This is a genomic window from Dyadobacter sp. 3J3 (assembly GCF_009801115.1).
GTDB lineage: Bacteria > Bacteroidota > Bacteroidia > Cytophagales > Spirosomataceae > Dyadobacter.
In genome coordinates, this window is sequence record NZ_VTOL01000024.1 from 37,847 (window position 1) to 55,414 (window position 17,568).

Annotated in this window: 11 protein-coding genes; 8 read left to right on the forward strand and 3 right to left on the reverse strand. The window is 39.6% G+C overall.

All coding sequences use genetic code 11. From position 1 onward, the window contains the following. Position 1 precedes the first annotated feature (1 nt). The 8 genes from FZF08_RS29670 to FZF08_RS29705 all read left to right on the forward strand — a co-directional run bounded on the left by FZF08_RS29670 (position 2) and on the right by FZF08_RS29705 (position 13,189). Complete coding sequence (locus FZF08_RS29670; RefSeq protein ID WP_159477865.1) at positions 2-373, forward strand: hypothetical protein; 372 nt, start codon at positions 2-4, stop codon at positions 371-373. A gap of 21 nt (positions 374-394) precedes the next feature. After that, positions 395-1,891: a hypothetical protein gene (locus FZF08_RS29675; protein WP_159477868.1), complete on the forward strand. Its 1,497-nt coding sequence runs from the start codon at positions 395-397 to the stop codon at positions 1,889-1,891. A 10-nt stretch (positions 1,892-1,901) separates the two neighbouring features. Beyond that, entirely contained in the window at positions 1,902-5,477 is a 3,576-nt protein-coding gene (locus tag FZF08_RS29680) for a hypothetical protein (RefSeq protein WP_159477871.1), read from the forward strand. Next, on the forward strand, positions 5,477-6,688 hold the full coding sequence (locus FZF08_RS29685; protein ID WP_159477874.1) for a hypothetical protein: 1,212 nt from the start codon (positions 5,477-5,479) through the stop codon (positions 6,686-6,688). Before FZF08_RS29680 ends, FZF08_RS29685 begins: the two co-directional genes overlap by 1 nt. A 16-nt stretch (positions 6,689-6,704) precedes the next feature. Further along, entirely contained in the window at positions 6,705-8,414 is a 1,710-nt protein-coding gene (locus FZF08_RS29690; RefSeq protein ID WP_159477877.1) for a hypothetical protein, read from the forward strand. Next, positions 8,411-9,058 carry a hypothetical protein gene (locus tag FZF08_RS29695; protein WP_159477880.1) on the forward strand — a complete coding sequence of 216 codons (648 nt, stop codon included), beginning with the start codon at positions 8,411-8,413 and terminating at the stop codon, positions 9,056-9,058. The genes FZF08_RS29690 and FZF08_RS29695 overlap by 4 nt, the downstream gene beginning before the upstream one ends. Then, the gene (locus FZF08_RS29700) at positions 9,049-11,052 is read left to right on the forward strand and encodes a hypothetical protein (protein WP_159477883.1); all 2,004 of its coding nucleotides are present in this window, start codon (positions 9,049-9,051) and stop codon (positions 11,050-11,052) included. The genes FZF08_RS29695 and FZF08_RS29700 overlap by 10 nt, the downstream gene beginning before the upstream one ends. 142 nt (positions 11,053-11,194) lie before the next feature. After that, a complete protein-coding gene (locus FZF08_RS29705) occupies positions 11,195-13,189 on the forward strand; it encodes a zinc-dependent metalloprotease (RefSeq protein WP_159477886.1) in 1,995 nt (664 codons plus the stop codon). 28 nt (positions 13,190-13,217) lie between these two features. Here the strand turns inward: FZF08_RS29705 and FZF08_RS29710 are convergent, their stop codons facing one another. From FZF08_RS29710 to FZF08_RS29720, 3 genes are all read right to left on the reverse strand, one after another. Beyond that, entirely contained in the window at positions 13,218-14,063 is an 846-nt protein-coding gene (locus FZF08_RS29710) for a cyanophycinase (protein ID WP_159477889.1), read from the reverse strand. Positions 14,064-14,131: 68 nt separating this feature from the next. Then, positions 14,132-14,848 carry an outer membrane lipoprotein-sorting protein gene (locus tag FZF08_RS29715; protein ID WP_159477892.1) on the reverse strand — a complete coding sequence of 239 codons (717 nt, stop codon included), beginning with the start codon at positions 14,846-14,848 and terminating at the stop codon, positions 14,132-14,134. A 56-nt stretch (positions 14,849-14,904) separates the two neighbouring features. Continuing rightward, positions 14,905-17,469, reverse strand: a complete 2,565-nt coding sequence (locus FZF08_RS29720) for a TonB-dependent receptor domain-containing protein (protein WP_409012677.1) — start codon at positions 17,467-17,469, stop codon at positions 14,905-14,907. Positions 17,470-17,568: the final 99 nt, after the last annotated feature.

Below are 17,568 nucleotides of genomic sequence, written 5' to 3' on the forward strand. Positions count from 1 at the left end.
CATGTTTGAATTTCTTTATGAGCTGCTTTGCGGCCAAAATCCGGATCCCATTTTTGCAACAGACATTTATCCTTTTGTAGGTTTGTTTACCCTGGTTTTTGCCTTTGTTTTCACACTTGTATTTTACATTATTTTGGGCCGGAGCAGGCCTGTTTGGGATAAAACAGTGCACTGGGTCATCACAATGGTTATTTTGTTGATCATCGCATTTGGCTTTGCCTACAACCATGCGCAGACGGTAACGGAGGAGGACGAGAATTCTTTCTTCTACACTTTCGCAATGGTCAACACGCTCTATGCGTTTATTTACTATATCCTGTTTTCAATCCTGTTGAAAAGATTCTCGATTTTCGCCAAACGCACTCCCTTTTAACCCGTCGATTTAGCACAGATTATGCCTACAAGAAATACTTTTGTTTTTGGAATTGGTGGAACAGGGGCGAGGATCGTTCGCTCGCTGACAATGCTGCTGGCCGCAGGTACAAAACTCAATGATACCAATAAAATAATCCCCATCATCATCGATGTGGATGCTGATAATGCTGATACGAGCCGGGCACTGGCAGCGCTTAAAACCTATAAGTATATACGCTCAAACGGTTATAGCAACACCGAAGAAATTCGAGATGGTTTCTTCAATGCTAACCTGAATACGTTGAGTTCTATCACGCCTGAAAACGACTATTCAGAAGGCCTGGATGATTCATTTCAGCTTCAATTTGAAAATCTTGAAAAGTCGTTCATCGAATATCTTGACCCGAAAGGCGAGCTTGTAGGTGATATCAATATGGATTTGCTGGAAGCGCTTTACGATAATTCCAGTCACGACGATCCGAATACAGAGCTTAATCTGAAACTGAATCAGGGTTTTAAAGGCAATCCAAACATCGGTTCTGTTGTTTTTAACAATCTATCCAATACAAAAGAATTCAAGTTTGTATTGAAGAGTATTGGCGAAAATGACAGGATATTTATTGTCAGTTCAATTTTCGGGGGAACAGGTTCTTCCGGATTTCCGCAGCTGGTGAAATTGCTGCAACAGGAAGAAAAACTGCGTGGAAATAAATATGGCGCACTTACCGTAATGCCTTATTTCAATGTTACCGATGATAGTAAAAGTGCTATCAACTCGGATATGTTTAATTCCAAAACCGAAGCAGCGCTTTCTTATTACCTAAAATATCTGAATGGCAAAATCAACTGTTTTTATCAGCTTTGGGACCGACCGCTAAAACAATACGAAAACAAACAAGGTGGTATTGAACAGAAAAACAGCGCTCATTTAATAGAATTAATTGGAGCGACGGCCATCATCGATTTTGTGAATAAACCGGATGGAAATTTTGCTTCAAAAGGTCAGACGCAATACTTTGATTTTGGAATAAAAAAAGAAGATCAGGTGATCGATATTCGCCATTTTTATCCAAATACTGCCAAAACGGTTATGGAGCCGCTGACGCTGTTGACGTACGCCATGAAAATCTATCTGGAAACAATTCCGGAAATGCGCAATGAGGCCTTTTACAAAGAATTAGGCCTGGGCGATAAATACAGTAACAACGAGCTCTACCAAAATCTGACGGCTTTCTTTTCAGTTCATTACAAAAACTGGCTCGTGGAAATGTCGGGGAATGAGCGGACTTTTCAGCCCTTTAATTTAACTCAGGATTTGAATGCGTTGGTGCGGGAAAAACCTATTGAGGTCAAAAAGGTGCTTGGAATCGTGACCAAGCCGGGAATTTCAGAAGCATTTTTGAAAACCGAACTTGGAAAACTGGAAGATGAATTGAAGAAAAGTATCCCGGATCAGGACAAACGTTTCTTTAAACTGCTCAACCGTATTGCTATGGAATGCTACAAAAAACTGGAAGCACTTCCATCCATGATCTAAATCTTACGCCATGTCTTCATACATATTTAGAAAATATCCGGGTTATAACCCAAACGAAATACAGGATTGGAGCCAAAGCACGGGAATAGATCCTGCCAGTTTTGATCCGGAAAATATAGCTTTTGGGAGGGGAGCTTCCAAAGCGGGAACGTCCATTCCTTCGCCTATGGCGCGGCTCGAACTTTTTGATACTGCCTTCCAAATTGTTGCTTCGGATCGTGGGAATCTGGATGGAAATACAATCTATCATCAATTGGTTTCCGATTGTCTGGATGTATTCCAGCTATTATTTAATTCGAAAAATTCTGAAATTGGTTCTGGTAAAAAGATATGGTTTAAAGAATGGAAAGTTCAGGAAAACATTGGCCGACTGAAAGAAAAGGGTCAAAATCATCCGCACAATTTGCTGGCAAAATCACTTGAACAGATTTTTAACGACAAAGACAGTGGCAGATTTTCGGATATGGACAGTCTGTTCCTGATATTTTATGAGAATAAATTATTGGGTGGAACTTCGCCGCTCTCGTTGTTTTTTACGACGCCAAACTGGGCGAGGTATATCAAAAATAATGATATCAAAACAATTCCTCAAAGTTCTGACGGCAAGTTGTTTTTCAGTAATGATTATCGTCCGCTGTTCAAAAGAGACCAGGAATTTGTTGAATATATTTATAAACTTTCTCTCCAATTCAAACCGGCATTTGCCAAAGCGGATGGATTTCGGAAGTATCTGAACAAAACGGTAGATCGCTATTTCCCTGATTTCAGACATCAGTTTCCTGATTATCAGCAGTCAGGCACAAGCCTGATGGATGACGATTACAGCAAGATAAAAACAAATGTTGATGGTAAGTTTTTGACTGTCAACGGTCTTTTCTTCTTTCATCAAAAAGAGGAAAAAGAAAAAGAAAAGATAAAATCGGTCAGCGACTTTATTATCCGGGCAACGGAGTCAAAATATAAGGACCAGTATAATGATAAAAACGAGCAGCAGCTTGTAGAGCCGCCGTTAGTTTTGGTTGATGGAATGAATATTCCGGGAGATTACATGGAGAAAAATATCGCCTGGAATTCTTCCACCCGGATCAAGGATTTTTATCACAGAGGTGTTCCTCTTTTTGAAAGAAAATTGCCGCAAGGAAATGCGCTTACCACGGTAACTTATCCTTTTCTTACCATTGATGATTTTCTTGAAGATGCCTTGGTAGAAATGCCGTTTAACATCAACAGAGGAAAGTTTTATACTGGTTTTGGAGGAGATTTTAAATATTTGCTGCCGATCAGAAAGGAATATTTTAACTTTTTCAGCCTGGCCGATTTGAAAAATAATTTGTCTATCGAAGTGAATGACGGACAGGTTACAGCGAATCTTAAAATACCCGTAAAAAACCGAAAAGGAGTTTCTGAAATCGTTTTTTCGAGGAAGTATGAGAAAGGAAAATCCATTGTTGAGTACCGGTCCGATTTAGGAATTTTCCCGTTTTACCAGATCAATGACTCCGATCCGAGATTAAAGGATCTGAATGATTATACGGTTTTGCTGGCGGAAAGGAATGAAAGAATGACGCTGAAAACATTGGAATTTTATTCTTTCAAAAACTTTGCTTCCGACTCGACGAATCTTAATGCAACTGTTGATGAGCGGTCAAACTGGTCTGACATCAATGCAGGGAATTCAGGTTCAACGTCACGGTTTTACAAGATAAAAGAGGCTTTTGATTATATCCAGCTTGCCTATTCGGACCCAAACGGCATTGATTCCGGCGGATTAATTATCCCAAATTTCGAAACAAAAACCTTTAACAAAGACAACCTTACTAAAGCGTTTACATTTGCCATCGATTTTGGTACTTCAAATACGCACATTGCCTACATGCAAAACGGTGAAGCTTTGCCGAAACCGTTTGATATCGGCGAACCTGACCAACAAATGGTTTTGCTAAATGCGCCGGGCAGGAATGAATCGGGAGGAAACAAATTCGACTCTTACGGTAATTCCGGTTGGATGGATTTGACATTAAGGAGAGAGTTTTTACCGCCTGTTTTGGGAGCCGGACAAAATATTTCCTACCCGTTTAAAACGGCAACTTGTGAGATTGTTTCCTTTAATAATATCCAGAACAAGTCTTTATTCAGTCATATCAATATTGGTTATTACATTGACCAGGAGGAAGTTCAGGCAAGTAATGTGAATTATACTACCAATTTGAAATGGTTGTTGGAAAACGATAATAATGATTCAAATAAAAGCCGGGTAAGTGCTTTTTTGAAACAACTGTTGCTTCAAATCAGAGCGAAAATAATCCTGAATTATGGTAATCCGGCTGATCTGAAAGTGGTCTGGTCTGTCCCGTTGAGTATGGAGCGTGGGATTAAGTCGGAGCTGAGAAAAGTGTTGGATGGTGCTTTTAAGGACGTTTTCAAAAATTCAGGGTCCAAATTGCTTGATCCGATTCCGGAATCAGTAGCGCCTTATTTCTTCCTTACAAAATCGGATACAGATATTCAGGATACCGCCAATGTGGTAAATGTGGATATCGGCGGTGGAACTACCGATGTGATGATGTTCATGGAGTCTTCAGGGAACCGGATTGACAAATATTTAACAACTTCCTTCCGTTTTGCGGGTAGTGATATTTGGGGGAATGGATACCGTAATAAGCTGAAAGACAATGGTTTTATCAGGAATTATCTGGGTTATCAAAAGAAGAATAATATCAGTCCGAATGAGATAAAATATTTCAACAAGGTTAAGGACGATACTAACCTCAGCGCGGACGATTTGGTAAGCTTGCTGTTCCGGTATGACGATTTCAAATTCAGTGATTCGATCACGATCGGAAATCCGGATCTGCTGATCATTCCTTATTTGCATTACAGTGCTATTATTTTCCATTTGGTACAATTAATCGAAATTAAGGATTATCCTTTGCCGAGATATTTGTCATTTACCGGAAAGGGAAGTCAGTATATAAAACTGCTTTGTGGTGGCGATGAACGTGATCTGGAAGATTTTACCCGATTGTTGATCAATGCTTACACGACCAAAACGCTGCAATCCGGATTTAAAATTCACCTGAATTCAAATCCAAAAGAAATCACAGCCAATGGTTCAATATTGTACGCTCTGGCTTCGGAAGATGAGAAAGAAAAGTATAGAAAAAACATGGATTTCATACATCCGGGTTTTGATCCGAAGACGAATTCGGAACTGGAATTAAAGCTTTCAACCGGTGCTGGCAAGTTTAATATTTCCGATACTTTTGAAATCGATAGTACGCTGAACGTTGCGGTGCTTAATAATCTTAATGAGTTTTTGGAAAAAACATTGAGTAATTCCGATATCTCTAAATTCCTGAAAGACTTTAAGATCAACGGTTTGAAAGAATCGTTGCGACTTTTGCAGTGGAACCATAATATTTTTAATGGTGAAGGTTTGATCTATGATAGTTACCGGAAAGTTTTACAGGATCTGCACAAACAGGAAGGCGAAAATGAGATTTCAGAATCACTGTTTTTCTTTGCCTTGAAGGATGCCCTGTACCGCCTTTCAAAAAGTATAACGGAAATCAAACCAGTTGCTTAATGAAGAAGTCTGTTATTTCATTATTGTTCCTGCTTTTAAACGTAACAGTAAAGGCGCAAACAGGAGGAGGTAAACAAATTGAAGATGCAAAGTTTCAGATTGTAAAAGCCAGTGTTGAATTTTTAGCTTCTGATAAAGTAACGTTCAAGGAGGCAAAACAAACGCAATGCGCCGATTGCAAAAGTTACAAAGATCTTTTACAATTCGTTCAAAAAAATAAAATCACAAAAGCAGACGAATTAATTAACGAATGGAAGGATGCAGAACTTGATGGCAATGCTTCAAACTTGAAAAAAAGCCTGACAAACTTTAAAGATCGCATAATCAAAAAAATATCGACAGGTTCAAAAAGCAGCCGAAAAAAGCTGGTGAATTATAATTCTTATGAAAGCAGCCTTGATTCAATCATAGAAAATATTTCTATTTCTGAGTCCATTGAAGATGTTCCCGATATTGTAAAAGTACAAGAAGAGCCAGAACCTGTTGTTAAACCAAAAGTAACGCAACCAGAAAAAATAATGTCAGAAAAATCTTCGGAATCAACTAGTTTTTTTGCGTTTTTACCAGACATTTCAAAAGATATGTCGTACAGTATTATTCTGCTTTTATTAGTTGGAATCCTGTTTTTGTTATGGGTACTTCGTAATAAAAGCCAGACTATGGAAAGAAACAGCAGAGCATTGCAGGATCAGCTTCATAGAAGTGGAAGTACAGAATGGCAGTCAAAAAATATGAGTAATGAGCTAAAAGCCGTTCAGCAAAAATTGAAAATTGCCGAAGAGGAAATTGCCATTCTTCAGGATAATGTAAGAGCCGAAATGGAAAGAAATGAACGACTTTCTGCTGTGCCGGAAGTTGAACAACCGGTTCCACAAATAGTTACTTCTCCATCGGAGCCGTCGATAAAATATGCACGATATGCTGACCAGGGAGATGGCTTTTCGGTTCAGGAATTGTTGGACGAAGAGGACAGCGAAACAATATTTGAGTTGACTTTTTTATCTCCAAATACGGCGGCTTTTAAAATATCAGGTAATCAAAATGCGCAGCGTTATGCGCTTTCAAACTCTCCTTATTTTCTTGGCAAAACGAGTCAGTATGATACTTTTCCATCTGGTAATAGTTTGATTAATACGGATATACCTGGTGAATTAAAACTGCAAGGTAATAAGTGGCTGATTGTTAAGCCGATCCAGATCAGTTTTAGTTAATAGTAATATTCGAACAATGGCGTTAATTGAAAATCTGAAACAGCAATTAAAGGACTTGCTGATTTTAAATCATGGAGATATTAAAATAACCGAATATCCCAATCTGGTGTCTGACGGGAGAGAGCTTGATCTTAACCTTGGACAATTAAATCAGCTGATACAACAGATTTATTCAGATATAGATTGGAGACCTTATGAGATCATTAATACAAAACTTGAACTGGTTTTTCGCAAAGGAATTCTATCCACAGATCAATTTGAAGAAATAATTTCGCTTGTAGGAAATAGTGTAAATCGAAATGTTGTTGAACATTACGTTGTTGCTGAATTAAGCAAAAGAGGATTCAAACCTCGTGAGATTAATCACGCCGATCCCTTGTCAATCCAGAATAAATGGATGACCGATTTGGTTTGGGATGATTATAAGGAAAGTCTAATTGAAGTAGAATGGCTTGGTCAGAAAGCGAGCTCGCTCAGTAAACTAGGCACCATCTCATTTGACAATAGAGACGACGCAAAATACTTTTTAAGAAACGGAAATTACCTCCCCGGACTTGTAACTGCTTTGACAAAAAGTGCTTCCAAAGCAGATGAATTTGCCAGAATTATTGAGGAAGAATTTGATTCCGAAAAGCGTTATCTACGAACCCTCTATAAGTTAAATCCTAATTTGCCATTTCGTTTCGAGGACGAATTATTCACCGACGTTTCTGTATTATTACAAAAAGCCTGTGAGACTTCACAAGGATACCAGGCCCTTTTAGAATCGTATAGAAAAGGAATACTTCAAATCTGGATTCAGGAAGCCGATCCAGTTGTAGCAGCAAATTTTTCCAACCAATACGACCTTAACAGTTTTCTTAGGTTCCTGTATAAAACGGATGCTACACTTCCTTTTTTTATTGAAAATCACCGTTTTTTGTCGCCTGACGGATTAGCAGAATATGCTAAAAAAGATTTTACAATCTGGCCCGCCATCGCGGAATCCATGGCTGCTAAAAATATTCAGGAATGGTTTACAGGTATTAGGAAAGACGATTGGAATGATCAGATAAGCGATAGTTACGCATTCCTTTCGCACGCCGGATACTACACCGAGCCGGAAATAAGGCTTGCCATGGTTCAGGCTTTATTTCATATTATAAATCTTCTCTCAGATAAACCAAGACTTAAACTTGATCAGGAAAAGGTGCAACTTTTGTCTGTAACTGGCGGCGTTGTTCTAAACCACAGCGTCAAAATAAGTTTAAAAAATGAGGGATATGTTAAGGTAAAAGTTTATTTCAAATTCATAAAAGAAGGCATTTTATTGAGTAAAGATATTTTGGAATTTAATAATCTGGAAGGCAAAATCACTGATAAAATTGACATCGTAATCGATACTTTTTTACTTCAAAAAGATCAGCTTTACAATCTGGAACTTGTCGTTTCCTCGGTCTATGAAGACATCATAATACCGGTTGAAATAAATGTTGTTTTCCCGAAAAAAGCATATATCACTAAGCTTGTTTTGTATGGTTTTATGACGGCTTGTTACTTCGGGGCTTTCAGATTTTTGCTTGGCATTTTTTTAAATTATAACGGTTGGCTGGTAGACAATTCAAAAATTGGAAGTCCTGATGACGTTATAGGAGAGTCGCCGCTATTATCTTTTTTAGTATTGGCTCTGTTTGTTTTAGGAGGTCTGTTATCTTACAAACTGGTTAAAAAATACGAGAAGATATGAAAGACGGGAAATCAGTATTCGTGGTATTAGCACTGACCGTTTTTATAGTCTACGTGATGCGCAATTTCCTGGGAAGTTTAAGTGCATTTTTCTTTGTTCCAATGGATAATTTATTATTCATTTCTCACAGCATTCCGCCAGTTGTGATGTGGATGATTTTTGGACTCTTAATCGGACTTATCTACGGTTCATTCGTGTCAATCAAAAAGTTTAAGCTTGATTACAAGCTACTTGTATATCCGGGATTGGCTTTACTTATTGGTGTAAGTTTGATTTTACTTGCTTCATTTGTAGCCGATAAGATGGGTGGAGAATCAAATTCTAATTCCAAAATGGAGGTTGCTGACGGTGGAAATCGTAAATATTTATCATCCGCAAACCGAGTCAAACTGGATAAAATATTAGAAAAGGGAATACTGGCTGTGGAGAATGAAAGATATGAAAGCGCAGAAGAGCTTTTTATTAAAGCCGCATCACTTGGAAAAGGCGATGCACGATTGGATAGCCTGGCCAAAGTTTACACCAATATTGCCAAAGATAAATGCACGCTTTTTCAACGGGATTCTCAACTAAAATACATTCCCAATTACTATTATAAATACGCAGCCGCCCTCACAAACAAACCTCCCAAAGTATGCAAATAAAAATTTACCTCCTCGTTATTTTATCAATCGTTTTCCTCTCAACTACCACCAAAGCTCAGGAATTATTTCCCAAAAAAGAACTTTATCACATCTGGATATTGGCCGAACAAAAGCTGGATGCCGGACAGTTTGATGACGCCTTGCGTCTGTACAACACGCACAAGGAAAATCTGAATTTTGCCATGAAAATTCGTCAGATATCACGTATAAAAGAAATCTCTTACGAAGCTGAAAAACTTCGAAAAAGAGGCAATTTCGCAGAAGCCGTCGACAAATATAAAGAATATCGAAAACTTAAAGATGTACCGACATTAGGCATTTTTGAGAAAAAAATAGAAGACTGTCTGACTCAGATCAACAAAGGAAAGCTTACGGAATTAACCGCACAGCAACGTGTTATCACAGGTTTTGAATGGGCGCATCGTGGCCGGGAAAAGCTGAGTTTGCTGGATACGTTAGGAGCGAAGCGCGATTTTAATAATGCCAGGATTTTGGGTGGAAACCGGAATAATATTCTTCGGGAACAATACATAGAAGGAAATCGTATAACAGAAGCGTTAGTAAATTGGGGACAAGCAAAAGTTAACTTTGATAAAACCAATCATTCCAAAGCCGAAGAACTGGCTTTCCTGACCACGTATCGTGATATCAGAAATGTAGACGTGCCGGATATTGAAGTGAAAATGAAGGAATTGAAAGCGGAAATTGATGGGAATAATTCATTAACCAAAATAGCCAGGATCTGTGACACGGATTTGTTGATTAGTTATGTAAATAATCATATTGAAAATGTGTCTGCTTCGGCACCATTACTGGCACGACTCAATGAATTCAGAAGTACGCAGAAGAAAATTAATTTACTGAAAGCGAATAAGGATAATGCTGCAACCGTAAAAAGCGCCTACGAAAGTCTGCTCACCTGGACGGAGGATTTTCCCGAAGAAATACGTGGCGATATAAAAGCCTGTATTGATAACGAGTATACATCTTATAAAGCTACCATTCCTGAAACCGCTAGTCTTCCGGCTTCCAATTGTTCAGGATTAGATGATTATTTGCAAGGAATCGTATTGATCAGACGGGAGTTGTCCAATTGCAATACGGCAAAAGCGCAGGCACTGTGGAAAAAAAATGTGACTTATATTAAAGATTGCAAGGATTCAAGGGCCATTTTATTGTCAAGTAAAAGTCTGAAAGATTCTGTATTTATGATGGTCAGGAATGATAGCCTTTTGACTGTTTATCGTGGTAAAATTCAAAAGTCTGTACAAACCGGAAATTGCGCTGAAACTGCTGAAATTTATAAACAAATGAAATCCTTGCGTGTTTGTAATCAGGATATTCTTGATGAAGAGATTGAAGCTGGTTTGGCAGAAACTAAAAATTGTCAGACCAAATCATGGTGGAGGCCAGAGCTTACCGGAAGTTTTGCAAGGAATATGCCTAAATATTCGGTTGGCGGGACAGCCAGGAAAATGGGAAATGGCTGGTCAGGTACAGCGGGTGCTCAGCTTACTTTGATTGATCATAAAAATCCTATTGATTTTACGATTGGTGCAGAGTATTTTAATACCAGTTATTACACCGAGCAATCCGCCGGATCTGTCATGGAGAATTTCACTTTAAGCGGCGCGAATTTACTGGTAGCTATCAAAATTCATAAACCAAATACCAATCCTGATAAAATCAGACCCTATCTGAAAATCGGTTCAGAAATGCTTATTCCGACTTCTTATGAATATGAAAGTTTTTCAGTATTTCAAAAAGTAAGTGGTACCGACCAGCTGAAGAAAACAATGTTGTCTGTTACAGGAGCTTTCGGAATGGAAATCCAGAAAAAACATTTCGGAGTTTTTGCGGAAGCTTTTGGCAATTATGGTTTGGGAAACAGCATTTATAATTCAACTTTATCCCATGTAGTTACAGCACAAAATCAAAAGATTGAAGCCCGGATTACCAAGTTTGGCATCAGGGTAGGTTTTCGATTGTGGTAAAATTCAGGTTACTTCTTTTTCTAAATTAGTTATTTATAACTATTTCATAATCAACAATAAAGCCATAAATTTATATTGAAAATCACCCCAGAGCTGACTTGGTAAGTTCTGGGGAATTACATCATTTATAAATTTTGGTGTTATGAAATATCTTCTACTTTTCACATTTGCCTTTTCGGCCCTGACCGGATTTTCACAGAAAATGATTTCCTGTGATTTTAGTACAGTTTATCAAAGGAATTTGCTTCATGATAAGAATTTTGAGTCTGATTTAATCAAAACGGAATCGAAGCTCAAGGAATATTTAACGTCAGGTAATTCTTCCAGAACTGCCGCTGTGGTGTATACACTCCCGGTCGTTTTTCATGTCATCACAAATGGTGGGTCAGTTGGAGCACCGGATAATCCTACGGATGCGGCCATCATGGCAACGCTGAAATTACTCAACGATACGTGGAGTAAAATTGGAGCGTCTTACGGAGGTGCAGACATGCAGATAAAATTTGCATTAGCCCAGCGTTCTTCAACGTGCAGCAGCACTTCCGGAATCAACCGGGTGAATGGAAGCGGAGTTTCAGATTACCCGGCCAATGGTATCACAACATCGATAGGAGGGAATGAGGCAACTGTGAAAGGTTTAAGTCGTTGGTCATCTGCTGATTATATCAACATTTGGATTGTTACGAAAATTAATGGCAGTGATACTGCCCCGGGCGGTTTCGCTTACTTTCCGGAACATGCGGACTCGCGTATCGACGGTATTACGATTCTAGCCGGAACTGTGGATGGTATCAATAAAACCATTGCGCATGAAATGGGACATGTTTTTGGTCTTTATCATACTTTTCGTGTAACCGATCTGGATGAAACAAGTTGTCCGCCAAGCACGGATTGTGCAAATACCGGCGATATGATCTGCGATACCGAACCCACTAAAAATGTTGCCTGCGGAACTGCGCCAAATGAGTGTTCCGGAGCTGCATACCTGATTGCAGATGCTGGATTGAATTACACGGTTTTAAACAATTACATGGGTTACGGCACTTGCCAGTTCATGTTTACAGAGGGTCAAAAAACAAGAGCCCGCGGATTTTTGGAATTATTCCGGCCAGGGCTTATTTATTCCAAAGCGCTATCTCCTTTGGCTGCTTCTCCATCTGTTAGTCCTCCGTTGACAGCAACAAATGGTCAGTCTGAATTTTATGGTGTGGAGCGGGTTAAATTTGGCGGTATTGATCTTTACTCGGGCACTGCTTTGCAGGACAATGGAAATCTGATAAACCGTACCTGCAATCAAAGGGCTACCGTAACCAGCGGCTCTTCAACTTCACTTACGGTTACCAGTACTTATGCAAATCCTGAATATCTGCGGGTTTATATTGATTATAATAATGACGGTGATTTTCTGGATGAGAATGAATTGGTGATGTCCGGTGACTGGGTTCCTTCTATGACCGGGAATATTACGATTCCATTATCCGCTCCAACCAATGTTCCGTTGCTAATGCGTGTTGTTGCTGATGATGTTTTCGGCTCCCCACCAACTGCAATTGCTTTGAATGGAGATGGACAGGCGGAAGATTTTACCGTTACTATTGGTGGGGCTCTTCCGGTAACTTTGCTTTATTTTAAAGGTGACTTGCTTGCTAATCAGCAGATAGGTTTGAATTGGGAAACTACTTCGGAGGGCAATAGCCGTGCCTTTATTCTGGAAAGAGGAAGTAATTTAATTGGTATGCAGCAAATAGCAAACATTGATGCAGCTGGAAATACTACCGAAAAAAGGGCTTATCAATTCATCGATTCCAGCCCGTTAAAAGGAATAAATTATTACCGGTTGACAGAAATTGATTGGGATGGAAGTCGTTTTGTATTCCGGGCTATCTCAGTGGAAACAAAAACAAATGCGCTGTTATTCCCAAATCCATCCGTTAATAATCAGTTCTTTTTACAAATTCCTGTTGATACAAATGTCAAAGTATATAACATAATCGGTCAGGAAATTTTCTGTGATACGGCAATAGAAAATGCTGATTTGTTGAAAGTTACAGCCAGACAACAACTGGCTCCCGGAATTTATTTTGTCTCACTTAAAGGTTCGGATTTTACGAAATCAATTCGTTTGGTAATTCCCTGAGTGTAGTTTTATATGGGCATCTTGAAAATTAGTTGGTCAGTGAAAATGAATCACCCGCAGTGAAAATGCTGAACTGCAAATCTTTCATTTTGATTAATCCCCGATCGGTAATTTTTAAATCAACCGGTCGTTTTATAACAATAACTTGACTTTCACCAACCACTTTTACCTTATTGCCAGTCACGACAATGGCAGTCGATTCATCTATACCGATACAAGCGAGATCCGGATATTTGGCAATAGCAGAAAGCAGCCGGTTATAACGGCTTCTGACTACAAAATGTTGGTCAATAATGGCGTTTGTTAACAAGTCAAGTCCTGGTTTTATGTCCAGGTTTTTATCTTGCAGTTTTCTGAATGTGGATTTCAAAGTAGTATCGCCAACCAGTTCATTTCCGGTTATCATCAATTTGCTCATTACCGCTGCTCCGGCACTGCTTCCGGAAATGGTAGCGCCTTTCTGGTAGGCTTTGTGAATGGCTGTGTAAACAGGTGTATTCAAAACGATCTTCATAAAACGTTCCTGATCTCCGCCGCTGATAAAGATCAATTTGGCATTTTCCAGGGAATCAAGCCACTTTTTATTATTTACATCCGATGCTTTAAAATTCAGATTTGCAACCACATTGCTGCAAACCGTTTTCATATCCTGGTTGAAATAATAAAAGGAAGTATCTGCGTTCAGTCCCGACATAGGCAATAACACAACATAATCCGTAGGTTTTAAACGGGAAGTGGCGACCATCTCCCGCATTAATGATGCAGGCCGGTCGCCACCTCCTATGATAAATAAATTGCCTTTCGCCACTTGCGCATAACCCGCGCCGGAAAAGAATGTCAATGCTGTAAATATCGCCGTCAAAAGTTGTTTCATGCCACAATATAGCAGAAAACGAGGATTATCAATGGTGCTATTTTATCAATTTGACAAGAAATGAAAACCTATTTCGTTGGTTTTTTAAATATCGAATCGTCCACTTTTCCATTGACGATCACTTTGTTGGTAACAAAAGTCATCGTTCCCATTTGTGGGTTTGCGATATCCATAGCGTTTGGAAATTTAACGCCGTCAACTTCCTTATAATCTGAAAAGTCGATTTCGCCTTCCTGACCATTCATCTTTGCTTTTACTTTTGTAAGAAGATAAGTCGTTGCATCCAGATATTCATCCATAGCCTGACCGTCCTTTGTAGTCAGTTTAATATGATAAACGTCTTTTTTGTCAACTTTTTCTTTTCCAACCAATTCAACTGTGTTTCCTTTTTCTTTATAATTTACCAAACCGCCGAAAGGATCCAGCTGTCCAACTTGTTGTTTCACCTGATCTGCCGGCATATCTTCCGGTTCTCCGGTTCCACCCATCATCGTCGGGCGAATCATCCAGCCCGTTGTTCCGTCAACAACCTGCACCATGGAATTTCCCATCACCGTCGATTCGCTGCGCATGGATTTGCCAACCACAATCGTCGTTTTACTCGGGATTTCCATTCCTTGTACAGAAAGTGAACGTTCGGTAACAACGTTGGTAACGGCTTTTATTTTATCCAGTCCACCAATTGCTGCAACGTGTTTGTCAACAATTTCGTCTACAGTCTGGCCGAAGGAATTTGCTGATATTAAAGCGGCAACCACCGCAACTAAAATTCTGTTTGTTTTCATTGTGAAGTTGATTTAAGTATAGATCAGTTTGTTAGTAAGGTTTCAAAGTTAGAAGATTATTTTGGAGCGCCAGCTCCCGGAGCTGCTCCTCCTGACTGCGTCTGTCCGCCACCTTCACTTTTCACGTCGTCGTTGTTAACAGACTTCGCTTTTCTCTTCGGTGCGTCCATCGTCATTTTGCCAATTTTATAGCTGAACGTCAGACGGATACCGCGATTATAAAGATAGACGTTGTTGATTTGGTTGAACTGGTCCGAATTAAGTTCTGTACGTATTCTGTAACGATTACTCAGGAAGTTTTCAGCAGCTAAGCCAACGCTTCCCTTTTTGTTTTTGAACTCCTTTTTCACCCCCACGGTGTAGAATCCAAAACCACCCTGTTTTCCCTGTAACTGAATCGAATTTCCCTGCATAAAACCGAATGCCTGGGCTCCCCAGCCATTTTTGAAAGTAGCCTGAGAGAAAATACCTCCACTGATGTTCAAACCTGAATTGCTTATGTCGCGCGAAACGCCATCTCTACTAGTTGTTTGTCCGGTTAGTGTCGAGTAAAAGGCGTTCGAGAAAAGTCCTACATTAATTTTGGATGTCGCAGCTACGTTTGCAAAAAGGTTTACTCCATATGCATGCTGCTTTCCAACATTCTCGTAAGTGGTTACCACCGCTCCCGAAATAGAATCTGATGGCTGACGAACCTGAGAAATCGCATTGTTTGTAATACGTCCAAAGAAAGTCGCATTCACGAAAGTTTTCTTGATATTTTTACTTACGCCAATTTCAAAGTTATTAGTCAGCTCAGGGCGTAATTTCGGGTTTCCAATTGTAATGTTCTGCGGATTGGAAGCATTGTAATTTGGATTCAATTGCTGTAATCCCGGACGTTGAATACGACGGTTATATCCAAGTTTCAAAGTTGCCCCCTTTATTGTTTTGGAAGCATTTACACTTGGTACCAATACGCCGTAGTTTCCTACACCAAGCGAGCCGCCATCTTTTGTACTCGCATCAATAAAGGTATGCTCGTAACGAAGTCCCCCTTTAAAAGTGTAGCGTTTTTTTGTTGTATAAGTATAGGAAGAATATCCTGCCGCAATGTTCTGATGGTACAACAAATCACCCTCAGGCTGTTTTGTGTCTGTTTGATATTCTCCGGTTGGGGAAGCAAACAGATAACTATATCCACTCGTTACTTTTCTTAATATCCCCTTTCCCCCAAATTCAAGTAACTGGTTTTTCTTGATCGGTGTTTGGTAATCGGTTTGCACCGTGAATTCTTCATTGATGCTTTTGTTTAAGTTACGCTGGCGACTGAATATTTCTTTGTTGTTGTTTAAAATATCTGCATCGAAATTGTTCGATAGGTCGTTGCGGCTGTAAAGGGTTGAAACGCTCCATTCCTGCTGAGGCTTGAAGGTATGCAGGTAATCAATATTGGCGTCAACTGTTCCGGAAAGGTTTTTGGTGTCAACGTTTCTTCCAGAACTTGATGTTTCAACATTGTTTTCATAAAGTTTTGTAACAAGGTCTTGCTGACTGATCAAATTGCGCACACCATACCGCACACCAGCCGTAATACTCTGATTTTTGGCAAGATCATAATCAAAACCCAGGTTATACTGACCAAATAATCCTTTGCTGGATCCATCACCTGTTTGTCTTGTCAATGTTGTAACATTGTCCACGATACTGGTTTGGTTGAGCGTCGTTTTTGTTGGTGTATTATAAGTTCCACGTCCAAAGCCACCTATGGTAAATCCGGCTTTGCCTTTTCTGTACCCACCATTAAGCGATAGCAGAGAGCCTCTGTTTCCTACACCCGAATCAACATTCAGATTTAATCCCTGCAAACTGTTCTTTTTGGTAATGATATTAATAATACCGCCTGAACCTTCTGCATCATATTTTGCCGACGGGCTGGTAATCACTTCCACCGTTTTGATCTGATCCGCAGGAATTTGTTTCAAAGCGTCAGCAACACTGCTGGCGATGATCGTACTTGGTTTGTTATTGATAAGAACTTTGATGTTCTGGCTTCCGCGGAGCGAAACATTTCCATCAAGGTCAACTGTCAGAAGAGGAACTTTACGTAATATGTCGGTTGCGTCGCCACCTTTTGCGGTGATGTCTTTTTCTGCATTGTAAACAAGCCGGTCCACTTTTTCTTCAATTAAAGCAGATTGTCCAGTCACTGTGACTTCATCCAACGTTTTTGTGTTGGAGGTAAGTTTTACTGTGCCCAAATCCAGTTCCTGTCCTTTGGCAAGTTTAATGTTATCAATGGTTTTATTTCCGTAGCCGATAAAAGAAATCAGGATTTTGAAATCGCCGTTGATGATTTTGGTTAAGGAAAACTTGCCTTTTTCGTCGGCAACAGTTCCGTCAATTGCCTGCCCGGTTGTTTTGTTGTAAAGAGCAATACTGGCAAATTCCACTCCTTTGGCAGAAGCAGAATCCAGAATGGTCCCGCTTATTTTGGCTGTTCCTTTTGGTGTCTGGTCACCTGCGGTGCCCGGTAATGCTTTTGGCGTTGTTGCTCCGCCCGATGGGAATTGGGCAAAAGCAGGCGAAATAATCGCAGCCAGAATGATAATGATAGTCAGGAAAAATTTACGCATGTTCATGTGATTGGTATTTAACGCCATAAAGGTGCGACGGAAACCGGTTTTGCGGAAGTAAAATGTGACCAACGCAAGAATTCACTGGATGGATAACACTTTTTG

Bases quoted from the DNA above. Each gene is read 5' to 3' on its own strand.
- FZF08_RS29670 (WP_159477865.1), top strand. From the start codon at position 2: ATGTTTGAATTTCTTTATGAGCTGCTTTGCGGCCAAAATCCGGATCCC.
- FZF08_RS29675 (WP_159477868.1), top strand. From the start codon at position 395: ATGCCTACAAGAAATACTTTTGTTTTTGGAATTGGTGGAACAGGGGCG.
- FZF08_RS29680 (WP_159477871.1), top strand. From the start codon at position 1,902: ATGTCTTCATACATATTTAGAAAATATCCGGGTTATAACCCAAACGAA.
- FZF08_RS29685 (WP_159477874.1), top strand. From the start codon at position 5,477: ATGAAGAAGTCTGTTATTTCATTATTGTTCCTGCTTTTAAACGTAACA.
- FZF08_RS29690 (WP_159477877.1), top strand. From the start codon at position 6,705: ATGGCGTTAATTGAAAATCTGAAACAGCAATTAAAGGACTTGCTGATT.
- FZF08_RS29695 (WP_159477880.1), top strand. From the start codon at position 8,411: ATGAAAGACGGGAAATCAGTATTCGTGGTATTAGCACTGACCGTTTTT.
- FZF08_RS29700 (WP_159477883.1), top strand. From the start codon at position 9,049: ATGCAAATAAAAATTTACCTCCTCGTTATTTTATCAATCGTTTTCCTC.
- FZF08_RS29705 (WP_159477886.1), top strand. From the start codon at position 11,195: ATGAAATATCTTCTACTTTTCACATTTGCCTTTTCGGCCCTGACCGGA.
- FZF08_RS29710 (WP_159477889.1), bottom strand. From the start codon at position 14,063: ATGAAACAACTTTTGACGGCGATATTTACAGCATTGACATTCTTTTCC.
- FZF08_RS29715 (WP_159477892.1), bottom strand. From the start codon at position 14,848: ATGAAAACAAACAGAATTTTAGTTGCGGTGGTTGCCGCTTTAATATCA.
- FZF08_RS29720 (WP_409012677.1), bottom strand. From the start codon at position 17,469: ATGAACATGCGTAAATTTTTCCTGACTATCATTATCATTCTGGCTGCG.